Source organism: Streptomyces sp. NPDC003035, assembly GCF_042888285.1.
Taxonomy (GTDB): Bacteria; Actinomycetota; Actinomycetes; order Streptomycetales; family Streptomycetaceae; genus Streptomyces.
Genome location: NZ_JBIAPJ010000001.1, coordinates 286,111 through 305,922 on the forward strand (window position 1 = coordinate 286,111; position 19,812 = coordinate 305,922).

Below are 19,812 nucleotides of genomic sequence, written 5' to 3' on the forward strand. Positions count from 1 at the left end.
CGAGATAGAGGGAGTGAGCCGATGTCGTACGACGTCGAGAAGCCGGACGAGCAGTGGCGCGCGGAGCTGAGCCCGGCGGAGTACCAGGTACTGCGCCAGGCGGGCACGGAGCCCGCGTTCCGGGGCGAGTACACCGACACCACGACCAAGGGCGTCTACTCCTGTCGGGCGTGCGGCGCGGAGCTCTTCACCTCGACCGAGAAGTTCGCGTCGCACTGCGGATGGCCGTCGTTCTACGACCCGAAGGACAGCGACGCCGTCGAACTGATCGAGGACCGCTCGTACGGAATGGTCCGCACCGAGGTGCGGTGCGCGCGCTGCGGCTCGCATCTGGGCCATGTCTTCGAGGGTGAGGGCTACCCGACCCCGACGGACCAGCGCTACTGCATCAACTCGATCTCGCTGCGGCTGACGCCTGAGACGGAGCCGGAGACGGAGCCGGGCAAGGGCTGAGCCCCCGCCGTTCCGTTGTCCCGAGTGGTGCCTGTACCGTCCCGTTCCGAAGATCACGGGGCTACGGCAGGTGTGCCGCAGCGATGAACGGGGTGGGGTTCCGCATGGAGAAGGTGTTCTCGGCCGACGGCACGGCCCTCGCGTACGAGCGGCGGGGCTCCGGCCCCGTCGTGGTGCTCGTCGGCGGCGCCTTCATGACGCGGGGCGACTTCGCCCCCCTCGCGGGCCTGCTCGCCGACCGCTTCACCGTGATCACGTACGACCGCCGGGGCCGCGGCGACAGCGGGGACAACGCCCCGTACGACGTGCGGCGTGAGGTCGAGGACCTGGACGCGCTGATCGGACGCGTGGGCGGCGAGGCCATGGTCTTCGGCATGTCCTCCGGGGGCGTGCTGGCGCTGGAGGCCACCTCCCGGGGCAGCGCGGTCTCCCGACTCGCCCTCTACGAACCGCCGTTCGTCGTCGACGCGACCCGGCCGCCGCTGCCCGCCGACTACGTCGCCCGCCTGGACGACCTCGTGGAGCAGGGGGCGTACGGAGATGCCGTCGCGTACTTCATGACCGCTGCCGTGGGCTTGCCCGCCGAGGTCGTCGAAGGGATGCGGCAGGCCCCCTTCTGGGCCGGGATGGAGTCCACCGCCCGCACCCTTCCCTACGACGGCTGGATCATGGGCGACACCATGTCGGGCCGTCCCCTGCCCGCCGACCGCTGGCGGTCCGTGACGATTCCCGTCCTCGTCGGCAGCGGCGACGCCGGCGCGGCGCACATGCTGGGAGGCGCCAGGGAACTCGCCGCACGCGGGGACAACTACACCCTGCACACCTTCCCCGGCCAGGACCACGCCATCGACCCGACGCTTCTCGCCCCGGTCCTGACCGGCTTCTTCACCGCCGGTACGGAGCGGCAGAGCTCATGACGCACGTCCATGTCGTCTACGCGCACCCGAGCGAGCGGAGCTTCACGCGCGAGGTGCTCGACGCGTTCCTGGGCGGGCTGGACGCCGCCGGGCACACGTACACGGTCTCGGACCTCTACGCGATGGAGTTCCGCTCCGAACTCACGCGCGAGGAGTACGAGCGCGAGTCCGGCCACCGCGCCGACGCGCCCGTCCCCTCCGACGTCGCCGCCGAGCATGCCCGGCTGGACGCCGCCGACGCGTGGGCGTTCGTCTACCCCGTGTGGTGGGCCGACTGCCCCGCGCGGCTCAAGGGCTGGTTCGACCGGGTGTGGACGGTCGGGTTCGCGTACAAGCCGGCGCGGCTCCGGGTGGCCCGGCACGCGCTCGCGCTGTGCACGGCCGGGTACACCGTCGCCGAGCTCGAAGCCTCCGGGTGCCACCAGGCGATGCGGACCGCCATGCTCACCGACCGTATCGGGCCGCGGGCGAGCACGAGCGAGTTCGTCGTCCTCGGTGGTTCGGCGACCCGCGCCGAGGAGTGGGCGGCCCTCAAGGACGAGCACCTGGCACGGGCGGCGGAGTTGGCGCGATCGGTCTGAGGCTCAGCGGTTCTTCGCCTCCTCGGGCGTGATGTCTTCCGGCTGCGCGCCGGAGTTCTTCCGGGACCGGCGGCGGGCCAGGTCGCCCACCGCCAGCGTCAGGACGCCCGCCAGCAGGCCCCAGAAGGTCGAGCCGATCCCGAAGAGCGTGAAGCCGGACGCGGTGGCGAGCAACGTCACCACGGCCGGCTCGCGCAGCCGCTCGTCCAGGAGCGCCGAGGTGAGCGAGCTGCCGATGGTGCCCAGGAGCCCGATGCCCGCGATGCCCAGGACCAGGGCCGGCGGCATCGCGGTGAGGAGCCAGCCGACCGTACCGCCGAACAGACCGACGAGAAGGTAGAAGACGCCCGCCCAGACGCCCGCGACATAGCGCTTGCGCGGGTCGGGGTGGGCGGCCTCGCCGCTGCAGATCGCCGCGGTGATCGCGGCCAGGTTCAGACCGAAGCAGCCGAACGGCGCGAGGACGGTGTTGACCCCGCCCGTCCAGGTCAGCAGGGGCGAGATGGGCGTGGAGTAACCGGCGTTGCGCAGGACGGCCACACCCGGCAGATTCTGCGAGGCCATCGTCACCGCGAAGAGCGGCAGACCGACCCCGACGAGGACCTGCCAGCTGAACTCGGGGCGGACGAAGGACGGTTCGGCGAGCGTGAGCGCGAAGCCGTCCAGCTTCCAGGAACCCTGCCACGCGGTCGCCGCGATCCCGGCGACGAGCGCGCCGACGACCGCGTACCGGGGGAACCAATGCCGGCCCGCCAGATAGGCGAGGAACATGGGAACGGCGATGAGGCCGTCCCGCTCCATCTGCGTGAACAGCTCGGTGCCGAACTGGAGGAGCACCCCGGCGAGCAGCGCGGAGGCGAGCGGGACCGGAATCCGGTTCATGATCCGCTCGAACCAGCCGGTGACCCCGCTGATCACGATGAGCACACCCGACAGCAGGAACGCCCCGACGGCTTGCGCCATCGTCACCCCCTGCAGCCCGGTGGCGAGCAGGGCGGCGCCCGGCGTCGACCAGGCCGTGACGATGGGCGCGCGGTAGCGCAGGGAGAGGGCTATGCAGGTGACGCCCATGCCTATGCCCAGGGCGAAGACCCACGAGGTGAGCTGCGCGGAGGTGGCCCCGGCGGCCTTGGCAGCGGTGAACACCACGGCCACGGAGCTGGTGACGCCGATGAGCATGGCGAGGAAGCCGGCCGAGACGGCGGTGGGGGGCGCGGCGGCCCGCAGGCGTCGTATGAAGGCCATGGTCGGGCCATCCTGGCACACCGCGTGCCTTGCCTCTCGGGCCCTCGTGGCCGGAAGATCCCTCAGTGATCGATTTCGGGGAGGGGAAATGATCAAGGGAGCCAACGCCTTCGTTCCGACGGTGCCGTTGCGGATCGCCGTACGGGCCGGGCTGGATGTCTCGGCGTTGCTGTTGACGGAGACGGGCAGGGTCCGGGGGGACGGGGACATCGTGTTCCACGGTGCGCCGGTCCATCCGTCGGGCGCGGTACGGATGCTGGGGGAGGAGAACGGCACGGCGTGGCTGGAGGCCGGCCTCACCGCGGTCGAGGAGGAGATCGTCCGCGTCCTCGTGGTCGGGTCGACGGAGAGCGGTGCGCTGCGGGACGTGGACGGGCCGTCGGTGGAGGCGTTCGCACCGGACGGCACGTCGGTCGTGCGGTACGAGGTGACCGAGGCGGGCGGCGAGACGGCGATGGTGCTGGCGGAGCTGTACCGGCGGGCGGGGGGCTGGAAGTTCCGCGCGGTGGGCCAGGGGTATGTGAACGGCCTCGCGGGCCTGGTGGCGGACCACGGCGTGGACGTGGCGGACGAGGCCCCGGTGCCGTCACCGTCGCCTGTTCCGTTCCAGCCGCCGGCCCCTGTGCCGGTCGCCCCGGTCGCCCCGGTCGCCCCGGTCCCGTTCCAGGTGCCGGCGCCCACGGTGACGGCTCCACAGCCCGTGCCGGGGACGGTTGCGCCGGAGTGGTCGTTCGGTGCGGTCTTCGAGCCGTACACGCAGACCGGCCGGGACAACGACGTGATCACCGTGGACGGGCTCCCGCCGGGGCCGGTCGTGGTCGAACTCGCCATCCGGGGTGACGGATACACCGGCCTGTGGCCCCTCACCCGGTTCAACAAGGAGGGAGACACCCTCGTCAACAGCACCGAGGAGGACTTCCAGGGCCGACTGCTCGCCCACGTCCCCGGCAACGGGCTGCTGCGTCTGCAGCTGAAGGCGGAAGGCCCCTGGCAGCTCCGGGTGCTGCCGCTGGCATCGGCCCGGCGTCTGACGGAGGAACAGCTGGAGAGCCGCGGTCCCGACGTCCTGCTGCACACCGGGGGAACGGCCGACCTCGCCCTCCACTACCGAGGCGACGACAACCTCATCGTCAACCTCTACGAACTGGCCGGGCACGACGACCCCACGACCCTGCCCAGGGACGAGAACGTCGTCAACGAGATCGGCAAGCGACGGGAGACCGTACCGCTGCCCGAGGGCCCGCTCATCGTGCACATGGAGATGGCGGACGGCCCGTGGCGGGCCAAGCTGAAGCGGGTACAGCCCTACAGCGGGCCGCGGAACGACGACGGCCTGGCGAACGTGACCGACATCCGCAGCGCCCAGAGCGGCCGGTCGTGGTGGGGCAGACGCTGACCGACCGACCGACCGACCGACCGACTGCCCCGCTCCCGCCGCGACGAACGGCGGGGGCGGAGAGCAGGTCAGGTGTGGGTTCGCGTAGACGAGCTGACGGGCCGACATCCGTACGAAGAGAGATACCGGTTGGGTTCCGATACGGAATCCTTCGGGCAACGCCCCCGGCTCCCGTTACCACGCATCAAAGTCGGAATCAATCCCTCCGATTACCCGGTGTGGCTGGTTATGATCCCTGCGCACATACCGTCGAAGCCGGATCGGGCGTATCCCCCGCCGTCCGCACCCCAGGATCGCGCGCCTGTCCGGTCGGCGGCCCGTCCCCATGCCTCCTCCGCTCCCGAGGGCTGATGTCTCCCATAGAACCTCATGGCGCACCCGTGCGGTCGGCGGCCCGTCGACGACGTACCGTGCGCCTGCGCACGCTGCTCATCTGGCTGGCGGTCGTCCCCATCCTGGCCATGGGCACCCAGGTCCTCGTGATCGCCGGTCAACTCCTTGAGAGGTCCCAGCACCTGCGCGCCGATGTGGCGGCCGGTGAGCGGTACGGCGCACCCCTGTACACGCTCATGACCGACCTGCAGGCCGAGCGGAGGATGACCGCCGCCCGGTGGGCCGGCGCGTCCGTGTCCGAGAACGACCTGCGGGACCTGCGCGCCGCCACGGACCGGTCGGCGGCCGGGTTCCGCGCGCTCGTGCCCGCCGGCCCCGAGGCGGCCGCGCATGGGGACAGCCACAACGAGGACGGTCACCTCCAGGAGGTGGCGAGCGGCCTCGGCGACCTGGCCGCGTACCGCGAGCGCGCCGACACCCGCAGCAGCAGCGCCCACGGCGCGATCGCCTATTACACCGGTCTGATCGACCAGATCGTCCGCGTCTACCAGGACGCTTTCAGCCACAGCGAGGACGGGGAACTGGTCGAGGAGAGCCGGCCGCTGACCGCGATGTTCTCCGCCTTCGAGATGGTGGCACGCGAGGACACGCTCCTCGCCCTCGCCGAGCCCTCCAGAGAGCTCAGCCCCACCGCCTTCGGCGAGTTCGCCAACGCCGTCGGAGCCCAGCGATACCTGTACGACACGTGGGTCGTGCCCTATCTGCCGGCCGAGGAGCAGGCGTCCTACGCCCGGCTGACGGGCTCGGACGCCTGGCGTACCAAGACCGCGATCGAGGACGCCGTCCTCTCCGAGCACAAGGACCTCGACTCCAGCAGCGGCGTGAGACTGCCCCGCGAGATCGCCGCCTGGCCGGCCGCGCACAAGGAGGTAGCCGCCGGCCTCGCCGCGCTCAACGCCGAGCGGTCGCGGGCCGTGGTCGCTCGCGCCGACGCCAAGGCCGCCGAGCTCGAAGCCGAGGTCACCTGGCTGATCGCGGGAAGCGGTGGAGCGCTGGTGCTCGTCGTGCTCGTCGTCGTCCTCACCACCCGCTCGGTGCTGCGCCGCCTGCGCGACCTGCACGAACGCACGGTGACCGTCGCCGAGAGAACACTGCCGGACGTCGTCGACCGACTGCAGCGCGGGCAGAGCGTGGCAGCCGACGCGCTGCCGACGGTCGGCGGAGAGCGGGACGAAGTGGGGCGTATCAGCGACGCGTTCGCCCGTGTCGTCGCCGTATCCGTCGACGGACACCGGCAGCTCGCGGCGGAGCGTCACGGTTTCGGCATGTTCGCCGCCGGCATCGCCTCGCGCACCGGAAACCTCGTCAGCCGCCAGCTGAGCCTCACCGAGGACCTCCAGGACGCCTTCGGCCACAACGAAGCACTCCTCGCCCAGCTGATGAAGTCCGACCAGTTGACGGTGGGCATGCGGCGACAGATCGAGAACCTGCTCATCCTCGCGGACGGCGAGATCCCCGACCCGCACACCGAGCCCATGCGCGTCGCCGACCTGCTGCGCGAGGCGGCGGCCGAGGTCGAGGAGTTCCGGCGCATCGAGCGGCATGCCCTCGACGAGATCAGCGTGGAGCCGCGGGTGATCAGCCAGGTCAGCCACCTCCTGGCCGAACTCCTCGACAACGCCACCCGCTTCTCCCCGCCGAGGTCGAAGGTCGTCATCCGCGCCGAAGCCGTGGCGGACGGGCTGTCCGTCGAGATCGAGGACCGTGGGCCGCGCGTGACCGCCGAGCGCTACGAGGAGATGAACGGCCGCCTGCACACGGCCCCGCCGTACTCCGTCCTGGCGGAGAACGCCCACCGGCTCGGACTCTTCGTGGTCGGCCATCTCGCCGAGCAGCTGGGGGCCACGGTCACGCTGCGCCGCTCGGTCTTCGGAGGCACGTCGGCGGTGGTGATCCTGCCCAGGGACCTGCTGGTACGGACGGAGTCGACCACGGAGCCCGGACGGGTGCCGTCAGGTGAGGCGGTGCCGCCCTCCCTCCCCGCGCCACCGGCCGTCCCCGCGCCGCGTCCGCCGGTGGAGCGCAAGCCGGAGCTGGTCCTGCACACGGGCGCCGGTCTGCCGACCCGCCGGGTGGCGGAGCGGGCACCCGAGGGGCCGGGCGTCACCCCGGACGGCATCCCGGGCGTCACCCCCGACAGCCCCTCGCGCCGGGCCCTCCCCGAGCGCGTCCCGCAGACCCACATCGCCGAGCAACTCCGCGCGCCCCGCGCACCCGAGGAGGCCGTCGTACAGGACGAGGCGACCCCGGAAGAGGTCGCCGACGCCTGGGCGGACTACGAACACGGGACCCAGACAGCCGAAGAAGAGCTCCGACAGGATCAGCCATGACGACGACACCCAACACCGCGACATCCGACAGCGCGATCTACAGCGTCCTGGACAACAACCTGAGCAGGATCGCCGGCATCCAGGGCGCCGTGCTCCTGTCCAACGACGGCATCATGCTCAGCGCCTACCTGTTGGAACGGGACCGCGCCGAGCGGATCGCCGCCGCCTCCTCCGGAGTCGCGGCCACCATGAAGGCGATCTCCCGGGAGGTCGGCGGCGGCCGGGTCATCCGCCAACTTGTCGAGATGGACGAGAGCTACCTCTGCATCGTCGGCTGTGGCGAGGGCAGCACGCTCATCGTGGTGACCTCCCGCAAGGCGCGCCTCGGCGAGCTGGGCGGCGAGGCCGTACGGACCGCGCAGGCGCTCGGCGAGTGGCTGGGCACCCCCGAGCGCGCCCAGACGCCGAGCTCGTAATGCCGGCCGAGCCGGGCGAGCCGGCCGAGCCGCACGAGCCGGGCGAGCCGCACGAGCCGCGGCGCGGAAGCCGGCGCCGTACGCGGCTGTACGCCCTGACCGATGGACGTACAGCCGCGGCCCACACCGTCCTCACCATGGACACCACCATCACGGCGGCGGTGCCCGCGGACGCCCACGGCGGTCTGCCCACGGAGTGGCAGGCCGTCCTCGCCCTGTGCGCGCCGCCGAACGGGAGGGCGGTCGCCGAGATCGCCGCGCGGATGAGGATCCGCCTCACCCCGATGACGCTTCTGCTCGGCGAACTCGCGGACCGTGGGCTGATCCACCACCAGCCGCCCCTGGAGGCGGCCGCGACCACCAACGTCCACCTGCTCATGAGAATCAGGGACAACCTTGCCCGGATATGACACCCCTGCCGACGATGTCACGGCCCCCGTCAAGATCCTCATCGCCGGAGGATTCGGCGTCGGCAAGACGACCCTGGTCGAGACGGTCTCGGAGATCGAGCCGCTGCGTACGGAGGAACGGCTGACGGCCGCGGGCGTCGGCGTCGACGACCTCGACGGCATCGAGTCCAAGACGGTCACCACGGTGGCGATGGACTTCGGCCGGATCACCCTCACCGACGCCGGAGTCGTCCTGTACCTGTTCGGAACACCGGGCCAGGAGCGCTTCTGGTTCATGTGGGACGACCTGCTGAACGGGGCGCTCGGGGCGATCGTCCTGGTCGACACACGCCGCCTGGACCGCAGCTTTCCGGCCGTCGACTTCTTCGAGAGCCGCGGGCTTCCGTTCGTGGTCGGCGCGAACTGCTTCCACGGCGAACAGCACTACACCGCCGAGGAGATCGGAGCGGCCCTGCACCTGCGCGACCCGAACACCCCCATCCTCATGCTCGACGCCCGCTCCCGGGACGACGTGCGCGGGGCCCTGCTCTCGCTGCTCGACATGCTGATCGCCCGGGCGGACGGGACCCGGGCGACCGTCTGAACCGCGGGGTCACCCGACCGCGAGGGAGGCGACGAAGTCGGTCCAGGTGACGGGGCCGAGGGCGAGCTGGGGGCCCTGGGGGTTCTTGGAGTCGCGTACGTGGACGGTGGTGGGGCAGGCGGCGACCTCGACGCAGTCGCCGCTTCCGCCGCTGCTGTAGCTGGACTTGTGCCAGGAGAGGGCGACTTCGACGCAGTCGTCGCCGCTGCCGCCGCTGTAGCTGCTCTTGAACCAGGCCAGTTCTGTGGTGCTCATGTAGCTCCTCGCATCTGCCGCAACAGGCTCCGGGAGTCTTCCAGAGTAAGAGCCTGTGAGCGCATCCTGGCATACCGCATCTGGAGGATGCTGACCACTTTGGGGTCGGAGACGAACTGGCCGCTCTCCTGCCCCTCGCAGTAGCCGAACCACCGGTTGTCCGGGGTCTCCAGGAGCCGCATGGGCCCGTCGAGTCCGGCGTGATGCCCTCGTGTCTTCGGCATGATCTGCATCTCGACGTTCCGCCGCGTGCTGAGTTCGAGAATGTGGTCGATCTGCTCCCGCATCGCCTCCGTGCCACCCGTGGGACGTTCGAGGACGTGCTGCTCGACGATGAAGCTGTACGCCGTGTTCGGCCGCTCCGTCAGTAACCGCTTCCGTTCGAGCCGGGCGACGAGCTGCGCCTCGATCTGCTCGTCCCCGAGCGGCGGCCGCTGCTCGGCGAACAGCTCGTGTGCGTACGCCTTCGTCTGCAACAGGCCCGGCACGAGCCGGTTCTCGTACGTGTACAGGCTCAGCGCCTCCGCCTCCAGCTTCGCCCACTGGCGGAACCAGCTCGCCAGCCCCGGCTGCCGCGACAGATGCTTCGCCGCCGCCCTGATCACCCCGAACGCGTCCAGGACCTCCTCCGCCCGGTCCACGAAGTCCGCCGGCGGAAACCGCCGCCCCTGCTCGATCGAGGCCACCGTCGGAAGCGAGTACCGCACTCTCGGCGCGAACTCCTCCTGCGTGAGCCGCGCCCGTTTGCGGAAGGTCTTGACCACCTCGCCGAAGGACTTCAAGCTGTCCGACGCCTCGGGCTCGCCGCCGCCGTTCGTCGTGTACCCGTCCGTCATCCCGTACACCTCCCGTGCCCCACCACCCCAACCGGGCCATGGTTACGGGCCGTTACCGGTACTGTCCACCCTCCGGACCCGTACGCTCACGCAGCGTACGGGTGGCTGACCTGGCAACCCGCCCCCGGCCTCGCCACATTGATCACATGACCTCCCCCCTGACCCATCAAGAACCCGTCACCGTACGTGTGTTCACCCAGCGCTTCAGCTCCACCCCACGCGGCGCCCGACTCGCCCGGCGCCTTGCTCTCCACCAGCTCGACCGCTGGGGCGTCCCGCACGGAACCGCCGCCTCCGACACCGCCGCGCTCCTCGTCGCCGAGCTCGCGGCGAACGCCGTCACCCACGGCCGGGTCCCCGGGCGGGACTTCGAGCTGACGCTCACGCACACGCCCGGGCGGCTTCTCCGCATCGACGTCTCCGACACCCGTACCGAACGCCGTCCGCCGGCCCCCGGCGCCCTCACCGGACCCGCGCCGCTCGGCGACGCCGGGCGAGGTCTGCTGATCGTCGAGGCCCTGGCCTCGCGCTGGGAGGTCCGAGACCGCGTCCCTGTCGGCAAGACGGTCCGCGCCGAACTCGACCTCTCCAGTCATCGGAGCGGGTCCTCGTATCCGCAAACGGCGACTCCCCGCCACTGAGGCGCACCGCCAGGCCGGTCAGGGCGCCGGCTGCAGCAGGTCCCAGCGGTTGCCGTACAGGTCCTCGAAGACCGCGACCGAGCCGTACGGCTCGTGGCGGGGCTCCTCCAGGAAGCGGACGCCGGACGCGGTCATCCGGGCGTGGTCGCGGGCGAAGTCGTCGGTGTGCAGGAAGAAGCCGACGCGGCCGCCCGTCTGGGCGCCCACGGCGGACTCCTGGGCCGGGCCCTTCGCGCGGGCCAGGAGGAGGCCCGTACCGGCGGGGCCGCCCTTCGGGCGGACGACCACCCAGCGGGAGCCGTCGCCGCGGTCGGCGTCCTCGGCGAGTTCAAAACCGAGGGCGTCGGTGTAGAAGGCGATGGCCTCGTCGTAGTCACGGACGACGAGGGTCACGAGAGCGATGAAGGACATGACTTCGAGGTTATACGTATGACTCCACCGGTGCCAAACGGTGGGAGAATGCGGCCCATGGACGCCCAGCTGCTCGCCGAGCTCACCGCCCGCGCCCGGCTCCTCGCCGTTCCCGGCCGGCGGCGGATCCTGGGGCTCGCCGGGGCGCCCGGGGCCGGGAAGTCCACGCTCGCCGCCCGGCTCGTCGCCCGGCTCGACGGGCTCGCCGCCCTTGTGCCGATGGACGGATTCCACCTTGCCCAGCGCGAGCTGGAGCGGCTCGGGCGCGCGCGGCGCAAGGGGGCGCCCGACACCTTCGACGCCGTCGGGTACGCCGCGCTTCTCGCCCGGCTGCGCGCCCCCGAGCCCGGCACCACCGTCTACGCCCCCGCCTTCGACCGCGCGATCGAGGAGCCCGTCGCCGGCGCGATACCCGTGGCCGCCGACGTCCCGCTCGTGATCACCGAGGGGAACTACCTGCTCCACGACGAGGGCCCCTGGGCCACCGTCCTGCCCCTCCTCGACGAGGCCTGGTACCTCGAACTCGACGACCACCGCCGCGTGCCCCGCCTCGTCGAACGCCATGTCCGCTTCGGCAAGGACCCGGCCCACGCCGAACGCTGGGTCCGGGACTCCGACGAGTCCAACGCCCGGCTCGTCGCTCGCGGCCGCGACCGCGCCCACCTCGTCGTCCGGATGAGCTGATGAGCTGATCCCATAAGCCGACCCGCCCCGAGCCGTCGCCCGGCCTTCGGAGATGATCGCCGCATGAATCACACCAGTCGGCGTACCCTCCTGACCTCCATGGCCGTCGCAGCCGCCGGCCTGCCGCTGATCAACGACCTCGCCGGGAACGGCAGTACGGCCGCCGCGGCCACCACCGCGGACAACTTCCCCTCCAACACGGCGCTGTACAGCAGCACCACGTACCAGGAGGGCGTCCACTGGATGCGGCGCTTCCGCACCCACCCCCGGGCCGAACTCTTCGACAACGTGAGCGCCGCGAGCGACCCCGTCCGCAGCACGGCGATCATCGCGCCGCACGGCGGTGGCATCGAGGCGGGCACCAGCGAACTGTGCCTCGCCGTCGCCGGATACACCCCGGCCGGGGCCGGTACCGCCCCGGTGGCCCTGACCGGAGTGCCGCAACGCGACTACTGGATGTTCGAGGGGCTGGCCTCCTCCAGCGCGCTCCACGTCACCTCGACCCACTGCGACGACCCGGCCGCGCTGGCCGTCTGCGGCGCCAACCTGTACGCCGTCTCCCTGCACGGCTTCACCCCGCAGGCGGGTACCCCGGCGAAGCAGATCCTCATCGGCGGCCGGGACACGCGCCTGATGCGCAACCTCGCGGCGGCCTTCGCCGGGCACGGGTTCACCACCGGGAACAGCGACGCCGCGCGGGACGTCACCGTGCTCCTCGCGGGCGTCGACTCCCCGCTGAACGGGGACGACCCCGAGAACATCGTCAACCGCACGCGTACGGGAGCCGGCGCCCAGCTGGAGCTGTCCACCGAACTGCGCAAGGCGATGTTCGGTGATTTCACGAGCGCCTCCGGCCGCCGGACGACCGCCGGCGTGGGATCCGCCGACGAGGCCCACTTCTGGAACGGCTTCGTCGGCGCCGTACGCGAAGCCGTCCACCAGCACGAACTCGGCCGCGCCGCCCAGTAGCGGCGGGCGGCACTTCCCCGGCGGTCTGACCACGCGGTACCCAGCACCCCTACGTGACGCCAGAGGGTGAGGTCGACCATACTGGCGCGCGGCATTCCAGCCGGGGGGCTGGGGACGCATGGGGCGGGACGGGGGCGGCAATGGATCTGCCGGAGCATGTGGGCCACTACACGGTGGAGCGCGAGCTGGGCGCGGGCGGCATGGGGACGGTGTACCTGGCACGTTCCCGAGGCGGACGCACTGTGGCCGTGAAGGTGGCCCGTTCCGAGCTGGCTGCCGATCCGCACTTCCGTGCCCGGTTCCGCGCGGAGGTCGAAGCCGCCCGCAGGGTCGGCGGGTTCCACACCGCGCAGGTCGTCGACGCCGACCCGGACGCGGCTGCACCGTGGCTGGCGACCGCCTACATCGCCGGGCCGACGCTCTCGGACCTGCTCGCCGACCAGGGGCCGATGGACGAGCCCGCGCTCCGTCTGCTCGGTGCGGCGTTGTCCGAGGCGCTGCAGGCCATTCACGACTGTGGTCTCGTCCACCGTGATCTCAAGCCGGGCAACATCATCATGGCGGACGACGGGCCGCGGGTGCTCGACTTCGGGATCGCCCGGGCTCTGGAATCGTCCCGGCTCACCTCTACCGGAGCAGCTTTCGGCACCCCTGGTTTCCTGGCCCCCGAGCAGGCGCAAGGACTCGAAGTCAGCCCGGCCGCCGATGTGTTCGCGTTGGGTGCGGTGCTGGTCGCGGCGGCGGGTGGCAAGGCGTTCGGAGAAGGTACTCCGATGGGGCTGATGTATCGGGCGGTGCACGAGCAGCCGGACCTGTCCGACGTCCCCCAAGGCATCCGACCGGTGGTTGCCGCCTGTATGGCCAAGGACCCGGCGCAACGGCCGACCCCGAAAGCGCTGCTGAACCTGTTCGTCCCCAGCACCGCTCCGCGGCCGACGGAGGTGGTGCATTCGCTGACCCTGCCGGATGCGGGCGTACGCCCCTCTCCGGCACCAGCACCGCCACCGACGCCTGGGGCGGCGACCGCGCCGGGCGACGGGGGCGTCCACAGTGCCATGACCGTTGCCTCCCTGCCGGGCACCGCGCCCCGGCCGAGGAAGAAGAGGCGCACGAAGCTCTATGTCGCCGGAGCCGTGATCGTGCTCGGCGGTGCGGGCTACGGAGGCTATGAGTTCTCCGACGCGTCCTTCCCCGACGCCACGCACGAACTCATCGTGCCCAAGACCCTGCTGGGAGGCGCGTACGCACACGACGGCCATTCGTCTCTCACGCCGGACGGGCCTTCGGACGGCTTTTTCGAGAGGGACGTGAGGAGTTTCACCGTCACGTACGCCGCCACTGCCGAGGCCCGTAAGTCCGAGACGGTGGAAATCTGGGGCGAGTTCGGCCGGTTCAAGTTCGTGGAAGCGAAACGTGACAGCCTCATGCATTCCTCGGAGAGGGGTGACGACACCGTCGTCGAGCCGGCCGTCACGAAACGCGTCCCGGGCGCGGACGTGGACTTCCGCTGCGAGGCGACGACCAAGCAGACCCAGTGCGCGTGGGGAGACGCCAACACCAGGGCCGTGGTGACGTTCGACCCCACCGTCACCATCGAACGTGCGGCGGCGGAGACCCACAAGATACGCAACGACATACGCAGGCCGTTCGCCCGCGGCTCCTGACGGCGACCAAGCGAGCGCTGCCCCTTGCCGGTGTTCCCGGCTTTCAGTTGAAGATGTCCAAGAAGTCCAGCCAGGAGCCCCGATCGTCGGCGGGGCGGGGCCGCATCGGGAGCGGATCCGGGTAGGTCTCCACTGCGGCCCTCGCGCGGACGATGTCCGGCCCGCCGCACGCCGCGACGGCGAAGGCGCCGAAAACCTTGGCGAACGCGGCCGGGTCGCGGAACTCCACGCCGAACGCCCGGCCGTCCCGCAGCGGGACCCACACCACCCGGTCGAACCGTCTCCATTCCCCCACCGGCTGGTCGTCCGCGGTTGACCACCCCTCCAGCCACAGCCGCGCCACGTGCAGCAGGTTCACCTTCTCCATCGGCAGCCGCTTGCGCCGCACTCGCAGTTCACGCGTCGTCAGCTCGACACGCTGGTCCTTCTTCGGGTACCAGACGACGCCGATCCCGAACGGCACCCACAGCAGGATCCCGATCATCGGCAGGACCAGAGCGTCGCCCCACGACCGGAGCAGCCCGCCGTCCAGCAGGTACAGGGCCCCGAAGACCACAATCCACTTCGCCGTCATCCGCCAGAACCCGGTGCCCTGCCGGTACAGGACCCGCCGCTTCCCCGTCATCGCCATGCCCGCACGCTATCGGCCGCCCCGCAGCTCACCGTATGCGCCCTTCGCCACCGCGGGGGGCGGGCGGCGCGATGTCCTGGACCTGGGGGGTGTCTTGTCGATCAGGCCGGGCTCGCGTGCCCTGGCACCGCGTCTCGCCGCGTTGTCGTCGGTCGCCAACTCCCCCGTAGCCCTTCGGGCACGGGAGGTGCCCCCACCGCGTTGTCTCCCTCCTCCGCCTTGCGATCCGTCCCCTCGGCCCTGGCGGGCCTGGGGAGACCCCATGCACCAGACCCCGCTCCCTGATCCGGCCTGATCGACAAGACACCCCCTAGTGCTCCACCGCCGCCCGCGCCAGCGCCCGTACGATCGGGTGCGGGCGCGAGCCGTCGCCCGCCAGTTCCGGCTGGAAGAGCGTCGCCAGGAAGAACGGGTGTCCGGGCAGTTCCGCGATCCGGACCCCGCCCTCCTCGTCCTCGCCGGTGAACCGCAGGCCGTGCGCCCGCAGCGTGTCCAGGTGGCGGCTGTCCGGGCCGTAGTTGCAGTGGTACCGCTCCGTCGTCCGCTCGGCGCCGAGCACGGACTCGGCGAGCGAGCCCGGCGTCACCCGCACCGCGCCCTCGTGGCCCACCAGCGAGCAGGCGAGCGGTGCGATCAGCAGGTCGTCGCCGGCCGCCGCCGGGTCGTTCTCGGCGTGTGCGGCGCCGGTCAGGCCGCAGACGTCGCGGGCGAACTCGAGCAGCGCGTGCTGGAAGCCGCCGCAGGTGCCGAGGAACGGGATCCCGTCCTCGCGCGCCGTGCGGATCGCCGCCAGCGCGCCCGCCTCACTCGCGTACGGACTTCCCGGCAGCACCCACACCGCGTCGAAGCCCTTCACCGCGCCCGGCGCCTCCGCGTCCCCGGTCGGGATCCAGTAGGCGTCGAGCACCAGGCCGTCGCGCTCGGCCAGCGCGTCCAGCAACAGAGGGATGCGGACATGGGACTTCACGTGCGGGGAACGGTCGCCGACCAGGGCGATACGAGCTGTCTTCGTCATGCCGACCATGCTGCTCGACCGCGATGTTCACGTCCAACGATGATTCCTGCACTCTCCATCGTGAACACTTATGGCCATGGACCCGCACCTCCTGCGTACGTACGTCACCGTCGCCCGGCTCGCCTCCTTCTCCGAGGCCGCCCGCACCCTCGGCTACACCCAGTCCGCCGTCTCCCAGCACATCGCCGCCCTCGAGAACGACCTCGGCCTGCCGCTCCTCGGCCGCCGCCCCGTCGTCCCCACCCCCGCCGGCGAGCGTCTCCTCGAACACGCCGGGTCCCTCCTGCTCCGCCTGGACGCCGCCCGCGCCGACCTCGCCCGGTTCGCCGCCGAGCCCCGCGAGACGCTGACCCTCGCCGCCGCCCCGCTCGCCCTGCGGCCCCGGACGCTCGCCGCCCTGCCCGCCTCCGGCGTCACCCTGCGCACCCTGCCCCGCGACGAGGTGCCGGCCGCCGTGGCGACCGGAGCCGCCGATCTCGGTCTGGTCGACGGACTCGCCGCGCCCAGCGACCCGTTGCGGCTCCCCGACGTCGCCCCGCTCACCGCCGTGCGCGTCGCCGAAGAGCCGCTCGCCGTGGTCCTGCCCGCCGGCCATCCGCTCGCCGGGCGCGCCGGGCTGCGCCTCGCGGACCTCGTCGACGCGCGCTGGCTCGACGCCCCCGACGCCGGATTCCCGCTCGACCGGCTGCGCGCCGTGCACGGCGGGCCGGCCGGCCATGGCTTCCGTACCGCCCTGCTCTACGAGGGCACCGACACCCGCACCCTCGGCGCCCTGGCCGCCGCCGGTCACGGCCTGACGCTGCTGCCGGTCTCCCTCGCCTCCGCGATCGCGGGAGCCGTCGCCGTACCCCTGACCGCGCCCCGCCTCGCGCATCGCACCGAACTCCTTCACACCGGGGCGGAACCGGTGGCCTCCGCCGCGGAGTTGGTCCGCCGACTGCGCGTATGACGTCTCGCCCCTAGGCTGTTCCTCAAGCGACGGAAGGCGGACGGACGTGGGGTTGTTCCGACGAGGACCCAAGCGGGACGGCGACGAGGTGCCCAGGGACGCGGAGTTCTCCTACTTCTCGGAGCGGGAGGCCGCCCTCTTCCGCAGCCGGGTCCGTGAGGCCTTCGCCGAACTGGGCCTGGAAGTCACCGTCTACGCCGACCTGGTGTGCGACGCCGACGGACGCAAGTTCGGTCTCGGCAACCTCGCCGCCGTCTGCCACAACGACCGGCGCGGTCCGCGCGCCTGGCCCGGCCTCATCCGCCGGCACGTCGGCCTCGTCCTGCGCACCATGGACGGCCCCTCCGCGCTCGACACCCTGCGGCCGGAGCAGATCCGCGCCCAGCTCTACCCCCGCGTGGTCAGCGGCGACGGCATCGACCCGGGAACCTTCGGCTACGCCCGGAGCGTCGCGCCCGGACTGTACGAGATCCTCGCCCTCGACCTGCCGGAGAGCGTCATGATGCTCACCGACGAGGCCCTCGAACCGCTCGGCGACCTCGACCAGCTGCGCGACCGGGCGCTCGCCAATCTCCGCGGGCTGCCCGTCGAGGGCCATGAGACGGTGCGGGACGCCGACGGCATGTGCTTCGAGGTGCTCCTCGGCGACTCCTTCTACACGGCGAGCCGCGTCCTCGACCTGGACACGGTCGTACGGCGTGTCACCGGGCAGCCGCTCGGCGAGCACGGGGCCCTGGTGGCGATGCCGTTCCGGCACCAGCTCGCCTTCCACCCGATCCGCGACACCACGATCGTCCCCGCGCTCGGCGCGATGGCCTCCTTCGCCGCCTCCGGCTACGCGGACACGCCGGGCTCCATCAGCCCGTACGTCTTCTGGTGGCGCGGCGGTACGCTCACCCAGCTCAGCGACCGGGACGGGGACGGCGGAGATGTGCGGATCGTCGTCGGCGAGGACTTCCACGAGCTGCTCGAACGCCTCATCGCCCAGGGTCCGGACCCGCGCTGACGGGTCGCGTCCGCCGTCCGTGGGCGGCAGGATGACCCCATGTCGCGATCGACCGCACCCGCTCCGTTCACCGCCGAGGACTACCGCGCCCGGATGGCCCGCGCCGCCGAGGCGGCGGCGGACGCCGGACTCGCCGGAATCCTCGTCGCCCCCGGCCCCGACCTGGTGTATCTGACCGGCTATCAGCCGACCGCGATCACCGAACGGCTCACCGCCCTCGTCGTCGCGGCGGGCCGGGAGCCGGTCCTCGTCGTACCGACGCTGGAGGCCCCGGACGCCGAGAAGGCCCCGGGCGCCCCCGCGCTCACCCTGCGGGACTGGACCGACGGCACGGACCCGTACGACGTCACGGCTCCTCTGCTCGACACCCGGGGGCGCTTCGGCGTCAGCGACAACGCCTGGGCGATGCACCTCCTCGGGCTGCAGAAGAAGCTGCCCTCCACCTCGTACGTCTCGCTCACCGAGGCGCTGCCGATGCTGCGGGCAGTCAAGGACGCGCACGAACTGGAGCGGATCGCCGCCGCGGGCGCGGCCGCCGACGAGGCATACCGGGAGATCCTCACCGTCCGCTTCGCGGGCCGCAGGGAGACCGAGGTCGCGGCCGACCTCGCCGCCGCGCTGACGCGGTCCGGCCACTCCCAGGTCGACTTCACCGTCGTCGGATCCGGGCCCAACGGCGCCAACCCCCACCACGAGGCGGGGGAGCGGGTCATCGAGCGCGGCGACATGGTCGTCCTCGACTTCGGCGGGCTCAAGCACGGATACGGCTCCGACACCACCCGTACCGTCCACGTCGGCGAGCCGACCACCGAGGAGCGGCGCGTCCACGACGTGGTGCGGGAGGCCCAGCAGGCCGGCTTCGAGGCGGTCCGGCCGGGCGTGGCCTGCCAGGAGGTGGACCGGGCGGCCCGCCAGGTGATCACGGACGCCGGCTACGGCGCGTACTTCATCCACCGCACCGGCCACGGCATCGGGGTCACCACGCACGAACCCCCGTACATGATCGAGGGCGAGGAGCGGCCGATCGTCCCCGGCATGTCCTTCTCCATCGAGCCGGGCGTCTATCTGCCGGGCCGCTTCGGCGTGCGCATCGAGGACATCGTGACGGCGGACGAGGACGGCTCGGGCCGCCGGTTCAACAACACCCCGCGCGAGATGGCCATCGTCGAGTAGGTGGCAGCGGAGTGGTCGGTCGAGTGGTCAGGTCGTGCGCGTACCGCCCTGGTCACAGGGGAGCGTGGCCGCCGGGTGGTCCGTGGTGAAGTCCTCGGAGATGTCCCGCGCCGTCTCCCGCATGGCATCGCCCGTGATGCGGATCTGTCCGGTGAAGGGCCGGTCGATGTCCTGGATCAGCAGCAGGGAGCCGGTGAACAAGACCGCCAGGGTGGACAGCAGGAGCAGATGCGCCGGACCGCGCTTGCGGGGCAGGCCGAACGCGAAGGCGCCGACCGTGGCGGCGAGCGACACGACCATGAACCAGTAGACGACGGTGGGGATCGCGGGGGACGCCTCGCCGAGCCGGGCGTGGCGGGCCTGGGCCCGTTCGTCGTCGGCCTCCACCAGCGCGTCGAACGTCGGGTCGCCCCGGTGGGCGAGGTCCTTGAAGGACTTACGGAACTCGGTGGACCACACGGAGGCCCGGGGCGAGGCCTCACCGCCGTCGTCCGCCATCGAGGGCCACTCGACGGTCTCGATGGCGCGCGCGTAGCAGACCGCGGCGGCCTGCAGCCGCTCCCGCTGCGGCTCGGGTGCGTAGTCGGCCACCTCGTAGAGCTGGTCGACCCGCCGGGCCTCCGTGTCGACGGCCTCGCCTGCCGCGCCGAACGACTCGGCCGCGACGACGATGACGAAGGCGACCAGCAGGACGGCGAGGGTCTCCAGCGGGCTGATGAGGTCGCTGACGGACGCCTCGGAGTCCTCCTGCTCGTCCGCCGTGCGGAGACTGCGGACGCGGTTGGCGACGAGGCCGACGGCCAGGGCGACGGCCATCGCGGCGATGGTGACGAGCGTGGTCATGCGCGAGTCTC

Annotated in this window: 22 protein-coding genes; 15 read left to right on the forward strand and 7 right to left on the reverse strand. The window is 71.8% G+C overall.

Going from position 1 to position 19,812, the window contains the following annotated elements; all coding sequences use genetic code 11:
* The first annotated feature begins 21 nt into the window (after positions 1 to 21).
* The 3 genes from msrB to ACFYV5_RS01220 all read left to right on the forward strand — a co-directional run bounded on the left by msrB (position 22) and on the right by ACFYV5_RS01220 (position 1,951).
* Positions 22 to 453 (forward strand): peptide-methionine (R)-S-oxide reductase MsrB, encoded by a 432-nt coding sequence (msrB, locus tag ACFYV5_RS01210; protein WP_389162865.1) that lies wholly within the window; start codon positions 22 to 24, stop codon positions 451 to 453.
* Positions 454 to 557: 104 nt separating this feature from the next.
* Entirely contained in the window at positions 558 to 1,370 is an 813-nt protein-coding gene (locus ACFYV5_RS01215; RefSeq protein WP_389162867.1) for an alpha/beta fold hydrolase, read from the forward strand.
* Complete coding sequence (locus ACFYV5_RS01220) at positions 1,367 to 1,951, forward strand: NAD(P)H-dependent oxidoreductase (RefSeq protein ID WP_389162870.1); 585 nt, start codon at positions 1,367 to 1,369, stop codon at positions 1,949 to 1,951. The genes ACFYV5_RS01215 and ACFYV5_RS01220 overlap by 4 nt, the downstream gene beginning before the upstream one ends.
* A gap of 3 nt (positions 1,952 to 1,954) precedes the next feature.
* Here ACFYV5_RS01220 and ACFYV5_RS01225 read toward each other — a convergent pair whose 3' ends face one another.
* Positions 1,955 to 3,196, reverse strand: coding sequence for a benzoate/H(+) symporter BenE family transporter (locus ACFYV5_RS01225; RefSeq protein ID WP_389162873.1), 1,242 nt, complete (start codon positions 3,194 to 3,196; stop codon positions 1,955 to 1,957).
* A gap of 88 nt (positions 3,197 to 3,284) precedes the next feature.
* On the opposite strand from ACFYV5_RS01225, the gene ACFYV5_RS01230 reads away from it, so the two are divergent.
* From ACFYV5_RS01230 to ACFYV5_RS01250, 5 genes are all read left to right on the forward strand, one after another.
* Positions 3,285 to 4,592: a TerD family protein gene (locus tag ACFYV5_RS01230; protein WP_389162876.1), complete on the forward strand. Its 1,308-nt coding sequence runs from the start codon at positions 3,285 to 3,287 to the stop codon at positions 4,590 to 4,592.
* Between the two features lie 410 nt (positions 4,593 to 5,002).
* Positions 5,003 to 7,315, forward strand: coding sequence for a nitrate- and nitrite sensing domain-containing protein (locus ACFYV5_RS01235; RefSeq protein WP_389162879.1), 2,313 nt, complete (start codon positions 5,003 to 5,005; stop codon positions 7,313 to 7,315).
* Entirely contained in the window at positions 7,312 to 7,731 is a 420-nt protein-coding gene (locus tag ACFYV5_RS01240) for a roadblock/LC7 domain-containing protein (protein WP_389162882.1), read from the forward strand. The genes ACFYV5_RS01235 and ACFYV5_RS01240 overlap by 4 nt, the downstream gene beginning before the upstream one ends.
* Positions 7,731 to 8,141 (forward strand): DUF742 domain-containing protein, encoded by a 411-nt coding sequence (locus tag ACFYV5_RS01245; RefSeq protein ID WP_389162885.1) that lies wholly within the window; start codon positions 7,731 to 7,733, stop codon positions 8,139 to 8,141. The genes ACFYV5_RS01240 and ACFYV5_RS01245 overlap by 1 nt, the downstream gene beginning before the upstream one ends.
* Positions 8,128 to 8,724 carry an ATP/GTP-binding protein gene (locus ACFYV5_RS01250; RefSeq protein ID WP_355106451.1) on the forward strand — a complete coding sequence of 199 codons (597 nt, stop codon included), beginning with the start codon at positions 8,128 to 8,130 and terminating at the stop codon, positions 8,722 to 8,724. Before ACFYV5_RS01245 ends, ACFYV5_RS01250 begins: the two co-directional genes overlap by 14 nt.
* A gap of 9 nt (positions 8,725 to 8,733) precedes the next feature.
* Here ACFYV5_RS01250 and ACFYV5_RS01255 read toward each other — a convergent pair whose 3' ends face one another.
* Entirely contained in the window at positions 8,734 to 8,979 is a 246-nt protein-coding gene (locus ACFYV5_RS01255) for a DUF397 domain-containing protein (protein WP_389162888.1), read from the reverse strand.
* On the reverse strand, positions 8,976 to 9,815 hold the full coding sequence (locus ACFYV5_RS01260) for a Scr1 family TA system antitoxin-like transcriptional regulator (protein WP_389162892.1): 840 nt from the start codon (positions 9,813 to 9,815) through the stop codon (positions 8,976 to 8,978). The genes ACFYV5_RS01255 and ACFYV5_RS01260 overlap by 4 nt, the downstream gene beginning before the upstream one ends.
* Positions 9,816 to 9,961: 146 nt before the next feature.
* On the opposite strand from ACFYV5_RS01260, the gene ACFYV5_RS01265 reads away from it, so the two are divergent.
* Positions 9,962 to 10,456, forward strand: coding sequence for an ATP-binding protein (locus ACFYV5_RS01265; protein ID WP_389162895.1), 495 nt, complete (start codon positions 9,962 to 9,964; stop codon positions 10,454 to 10,456).
* An 18-nt stretch (positions 10,457 to 10,474) separates the two neighbouring features.
* Here the strand turns inward: ACFYV5_RS01265 and ACFYV5_RS01270 are convergent, their stop codons facing one another.
* Positions 10,475 to 10,867, reverse strand: coding sequence for a VOC family protein (locus ACFYV5_RS01270; RefSeq protein ID WP_389162898.1), 393 nt, complete (start codon positions 10,865 to 10,867; stop codon positions 10,475 to 10,477).
* A gap of 48 nt (positions 10,868 to 10,915) precedes the next feature.
* Here ACFYV5_RS01270 and ACFYV5_RS01275 point away from each other — a divergent pair, with 48 nt between their 5' ends.
* From ACFYV5_RS01275 to ACFYV5_RS01285, 3 genes are all read left to right on the forward strand, one after another.
* A complete protein-coding gene (locus tag ACFYV5_RS01275) occupies positions 10,916 to 11,551 on the forward strand; it encodes a nucleoside/nucleotide kinase family protein (RefSeq protein ID WP_389162901.1) in 636 nt (211 codons plus the stop codon).
* A 63-nt stretch (positions 11,552 to 11,614) separates the two neighbouring features.
* Positions 11,615 to 12,520: a poly-gamma-glutamate hydrolase family protein gene (locus ACFYV5_RS01280; RefSeq protein WP_389162904.1), complete on the forward strand. Its 906-nt coding sequence runs from the start codon at positions 11,615 to 11,617 to the stop codon at positions 12,518 to 12,520.
* A 140-nt stretch (positions 12,521 to 12,660) separates the two neighbouring features.
* Entirely contained in the window at positions 12,661 to 14,184 is a 1,524-nt protein-coding gene (locus ACFYV5_RS01285) for a serine/threonine-protein kinase (RefSeq protein ID WP_389162907.1), read from the forward strand.
* A 43-nt stretch (positions 14,185 to 14,227) separates the two neighbouring features.
* Here ACFYV5_RS01285 and ACFYV5_RS01290 read toward each other — a convergent pair whose 3' ends face one another.
* On the reverse strand, positions 14,228 to 14,815 hold the full coding sequence (locus ACFYV5_RS01290) for a hypothetical protein (protein ID WP_355106466.1): 588 nt from the start codon (positions 14,813 to 14,815) through the stop codon (positions 14,228 to 14,230).
* Between the two features lie 310 nt (positions 14,816 to 15,125).
* Positions 15,126 to 15,830, reverse strand: a complete 705-nt coding sequence (locus ACFYV5_RS01295) for a hypothetical protein (RefSeq protein ID WP_389162910.1) — start codon at positions 15,828 to 15,830, stop codon at positions 15,126 to 15,128.
* Positions 15,831 to 15,906: 76 nt separating this feature from the next.
* Here ACFYV5_RS01295 and ACFYV5_RS01300 point away from each other — a divergent pair, with 76 nt between their 5' ends.
* Genes ACFYV5_RS01300 through ACFYV5_RS01310 form a run of 3 tightly spaced genes read left to right on the forward strand, consistent with a single transcriptional unit; the run spans position 15,907 to position 18,958 of the window.
* Complete coding sequence (locus ACFYV5_RS01300; protein WP_389162913.1) at positions 15,907 to 16,779, forward strand: LysR family transcriptional regulator; 873 nt, start codon at positions 15,907 to 15,909, stop codon at positions 16,777 to 16,779.
* Between the two features lie 46 nt (positions 16,780 to 16,825).
* Positions 16,826 to 17,785, forward strand: a complete 960-nt coding sequence (locus ACFYV5_RS01305) for a hypothetical protein (RefSeq protein ID WP_389162916.1) — start codon at positions 16,826 to 16,828, stop codon at positions 17,783 to 17,785.
* Positions 17,786 to 17,824: 39 nt separating this feature from the next.
* Complete coding sequence (locus ACFYV5_RS01310; RefSeq protein WP_389162919.1) at positions 17,825 to 18,958, forward strand: aminopeptidase P family protein; 1,134 nt, start codon at positions 17,825 to 17,827, stop codon at positions 18,956 to 18,958.
* Positions 18,959 to 18,985: 27 nt separating this feature from the next.
* Here ACFYV5_RS01310 and ACFYV5_RS01315 read toward each other — a convergent pair whose 3' ends face one another.
* Positions 18,986 to 19,801 carry a hypothetical protein gene (locus ACFYV5_RS01315; RefSeq protein WP_355106476.1) on the reverse strand — a complete coding sequence of 272 codons (816 nt, stop codon included), beginning with the start codon at positions 19,799 to 19,801 and terminating at the stop codon, positions 18,986 to 18,988.
* Positions 19,802 to 19,812 lie beyond the last annotated feature (11 nt).

What these genes read in the sequence shown, in the direction of transcription:
- ACFYV5_RS01230 (WP_389162876.1), top strand. Translation starts at nt 3,285, where the DNA reads ATGATCAAGGGAGCCAACGCCTTCGTTCCGACGGTGCCGTTGCGGATC.
- ACFYV5_RS01255 (WP_389162888.1), bottom strand. Translation starts at nt 8,979, where the DNA reads ATGAGCACCACAGAACTGGCCTGGTTCAAGAGCAGCTACAGCGGCGGC.
- ACFYV5_RS01300 (WP_389162913.1), top strand. Translation starts at nt 15,907, where the DNA reads ATGGACCCGCACCTCCTGCGTACGTACGTCACCGTCGCCCGGCTCGCC.
- ACFYV5_RS01265 (WP_389162895.1), top strand. Translation starts at nt 9,962, where the DNA reads ATGACCTCCCCCCTGACCCATCAAGAACCCGTCACCGTACGTGTGTTC.
- ACFYV5_RS01315 (WP_355106476.1), bottom strand. Translation starts at nt 19,801, where the DNA reads ATGACCACGCTCGTCACCATCGCCGCGATGGCCGTCGCCCTGGCCGTC.
- ACFYV5_RS01240 (WP_389162882.1), top strand. Translation starts at nt 7,312, where the DNA reads ATGACGACGACACCCAACACCGCGACATCCGACAGCGCGATCTACAGC.
- ACFYV5_RS01245 (WP_389162885.1), top strand. Translation starts at nt 7,731, where the DNA reads ATGCCGGCCGAGCCGGGCGAGCCGGCCGAGCCGCACGAGCCGGGCGAG.
- ACFYV5_RS01215 (WP_389162867.1), top strand. Translation starts at nt 558, where the DNA reads ATGGAGAAGGTGTTCTCGGCCGACGGCACGGCCCTCGCGTACGAGCGG.
- ACFYV5_RS01220 (WP_389162870.1), top strand. Translation starts at nt 1,367, where the DNA reads ATGACGCACGTCCATGTCGTCTACGCGCACCCGAGCGAGCGGAGCTTC.
- ACFYV5_RS01260 (WP_389162892.1), bottom strand. Translation starts at nt 9,815, where the DNA reads ATGACGGACGGGTACACGACGAACGGCGGCGGCGAGCCCGAGGCGTCG.
- ACFYV5_RS01290 (WP_355106466.1), bottom strand. Translation starts at nt 14,815, where the DNA reads ATGGCGATGACGGGGAAGCGGCGGGTCCTGTACCGGCAGGGCACCGGG.
- ACFYV5_RS01285 (WP_389162907.1), top strand. Translation starts at nt 12,661, where the DNA reads ATGGATCTGCCGGAGCATGTGGGCCACTACACGGTGGAGCGCGAGCTG.
- ACFYV5_RS01280 (WP_389162904.1), top strand. Translation starts at nt 11,615, where the DNA reads ATGAATCACACCAGTCGGCGTACCCTCCTGACCTCCATGGCCGTCGCA.
- ACFYV5_RS01270 (WP_389162898.1), bottom strand. Translation starts at nt 10,867, where the DNA reads ATGTCCTTCATCGCTCTCGTGACCCTCGTCGTCCGTGACTACGACGAG.
- ACFYV5_RS01225 (WP_389162873.1), bottom strand. Translation starts at nt 3,196, where the DNA reads ATGGCCTTCATACGACGCCTGCGGGCCGCCGCGCCCCCCACCGCCGTC.
- ACFYV5_RS01310 (WP_389162919.1), top strand. Translation starts at nt 17,825, where the DNA reads ATGTCGCGATCGACCGCACCCGCTCCGTTCACCGCCGAGGACTACCGC.
- ACFYV5_RS01275 (WP_389162901.1), top strand. Translation starts at nt 10,916, where the DNA reads ATGCGGCCCATGGACGCCCAGCTGCTCGCCGAGCTCACCGCCCGCGCC.
- msrB (WP_389162865.1), top strand. Translation starts at nt 22, where the DNA reads ATGTCGTACGACGTCGAGAAGCCGGACGAGCAGTGGCGCGCGGAGCTG.
- ACFYV5_RS01295 (WP_389162910.1), bottom strand. Translation starts at nt 15,830, where the DNA reads ATGACGAAGACAGCTCGTATCGCCCTGGTCGGCGACCGTTCCCCGCAC.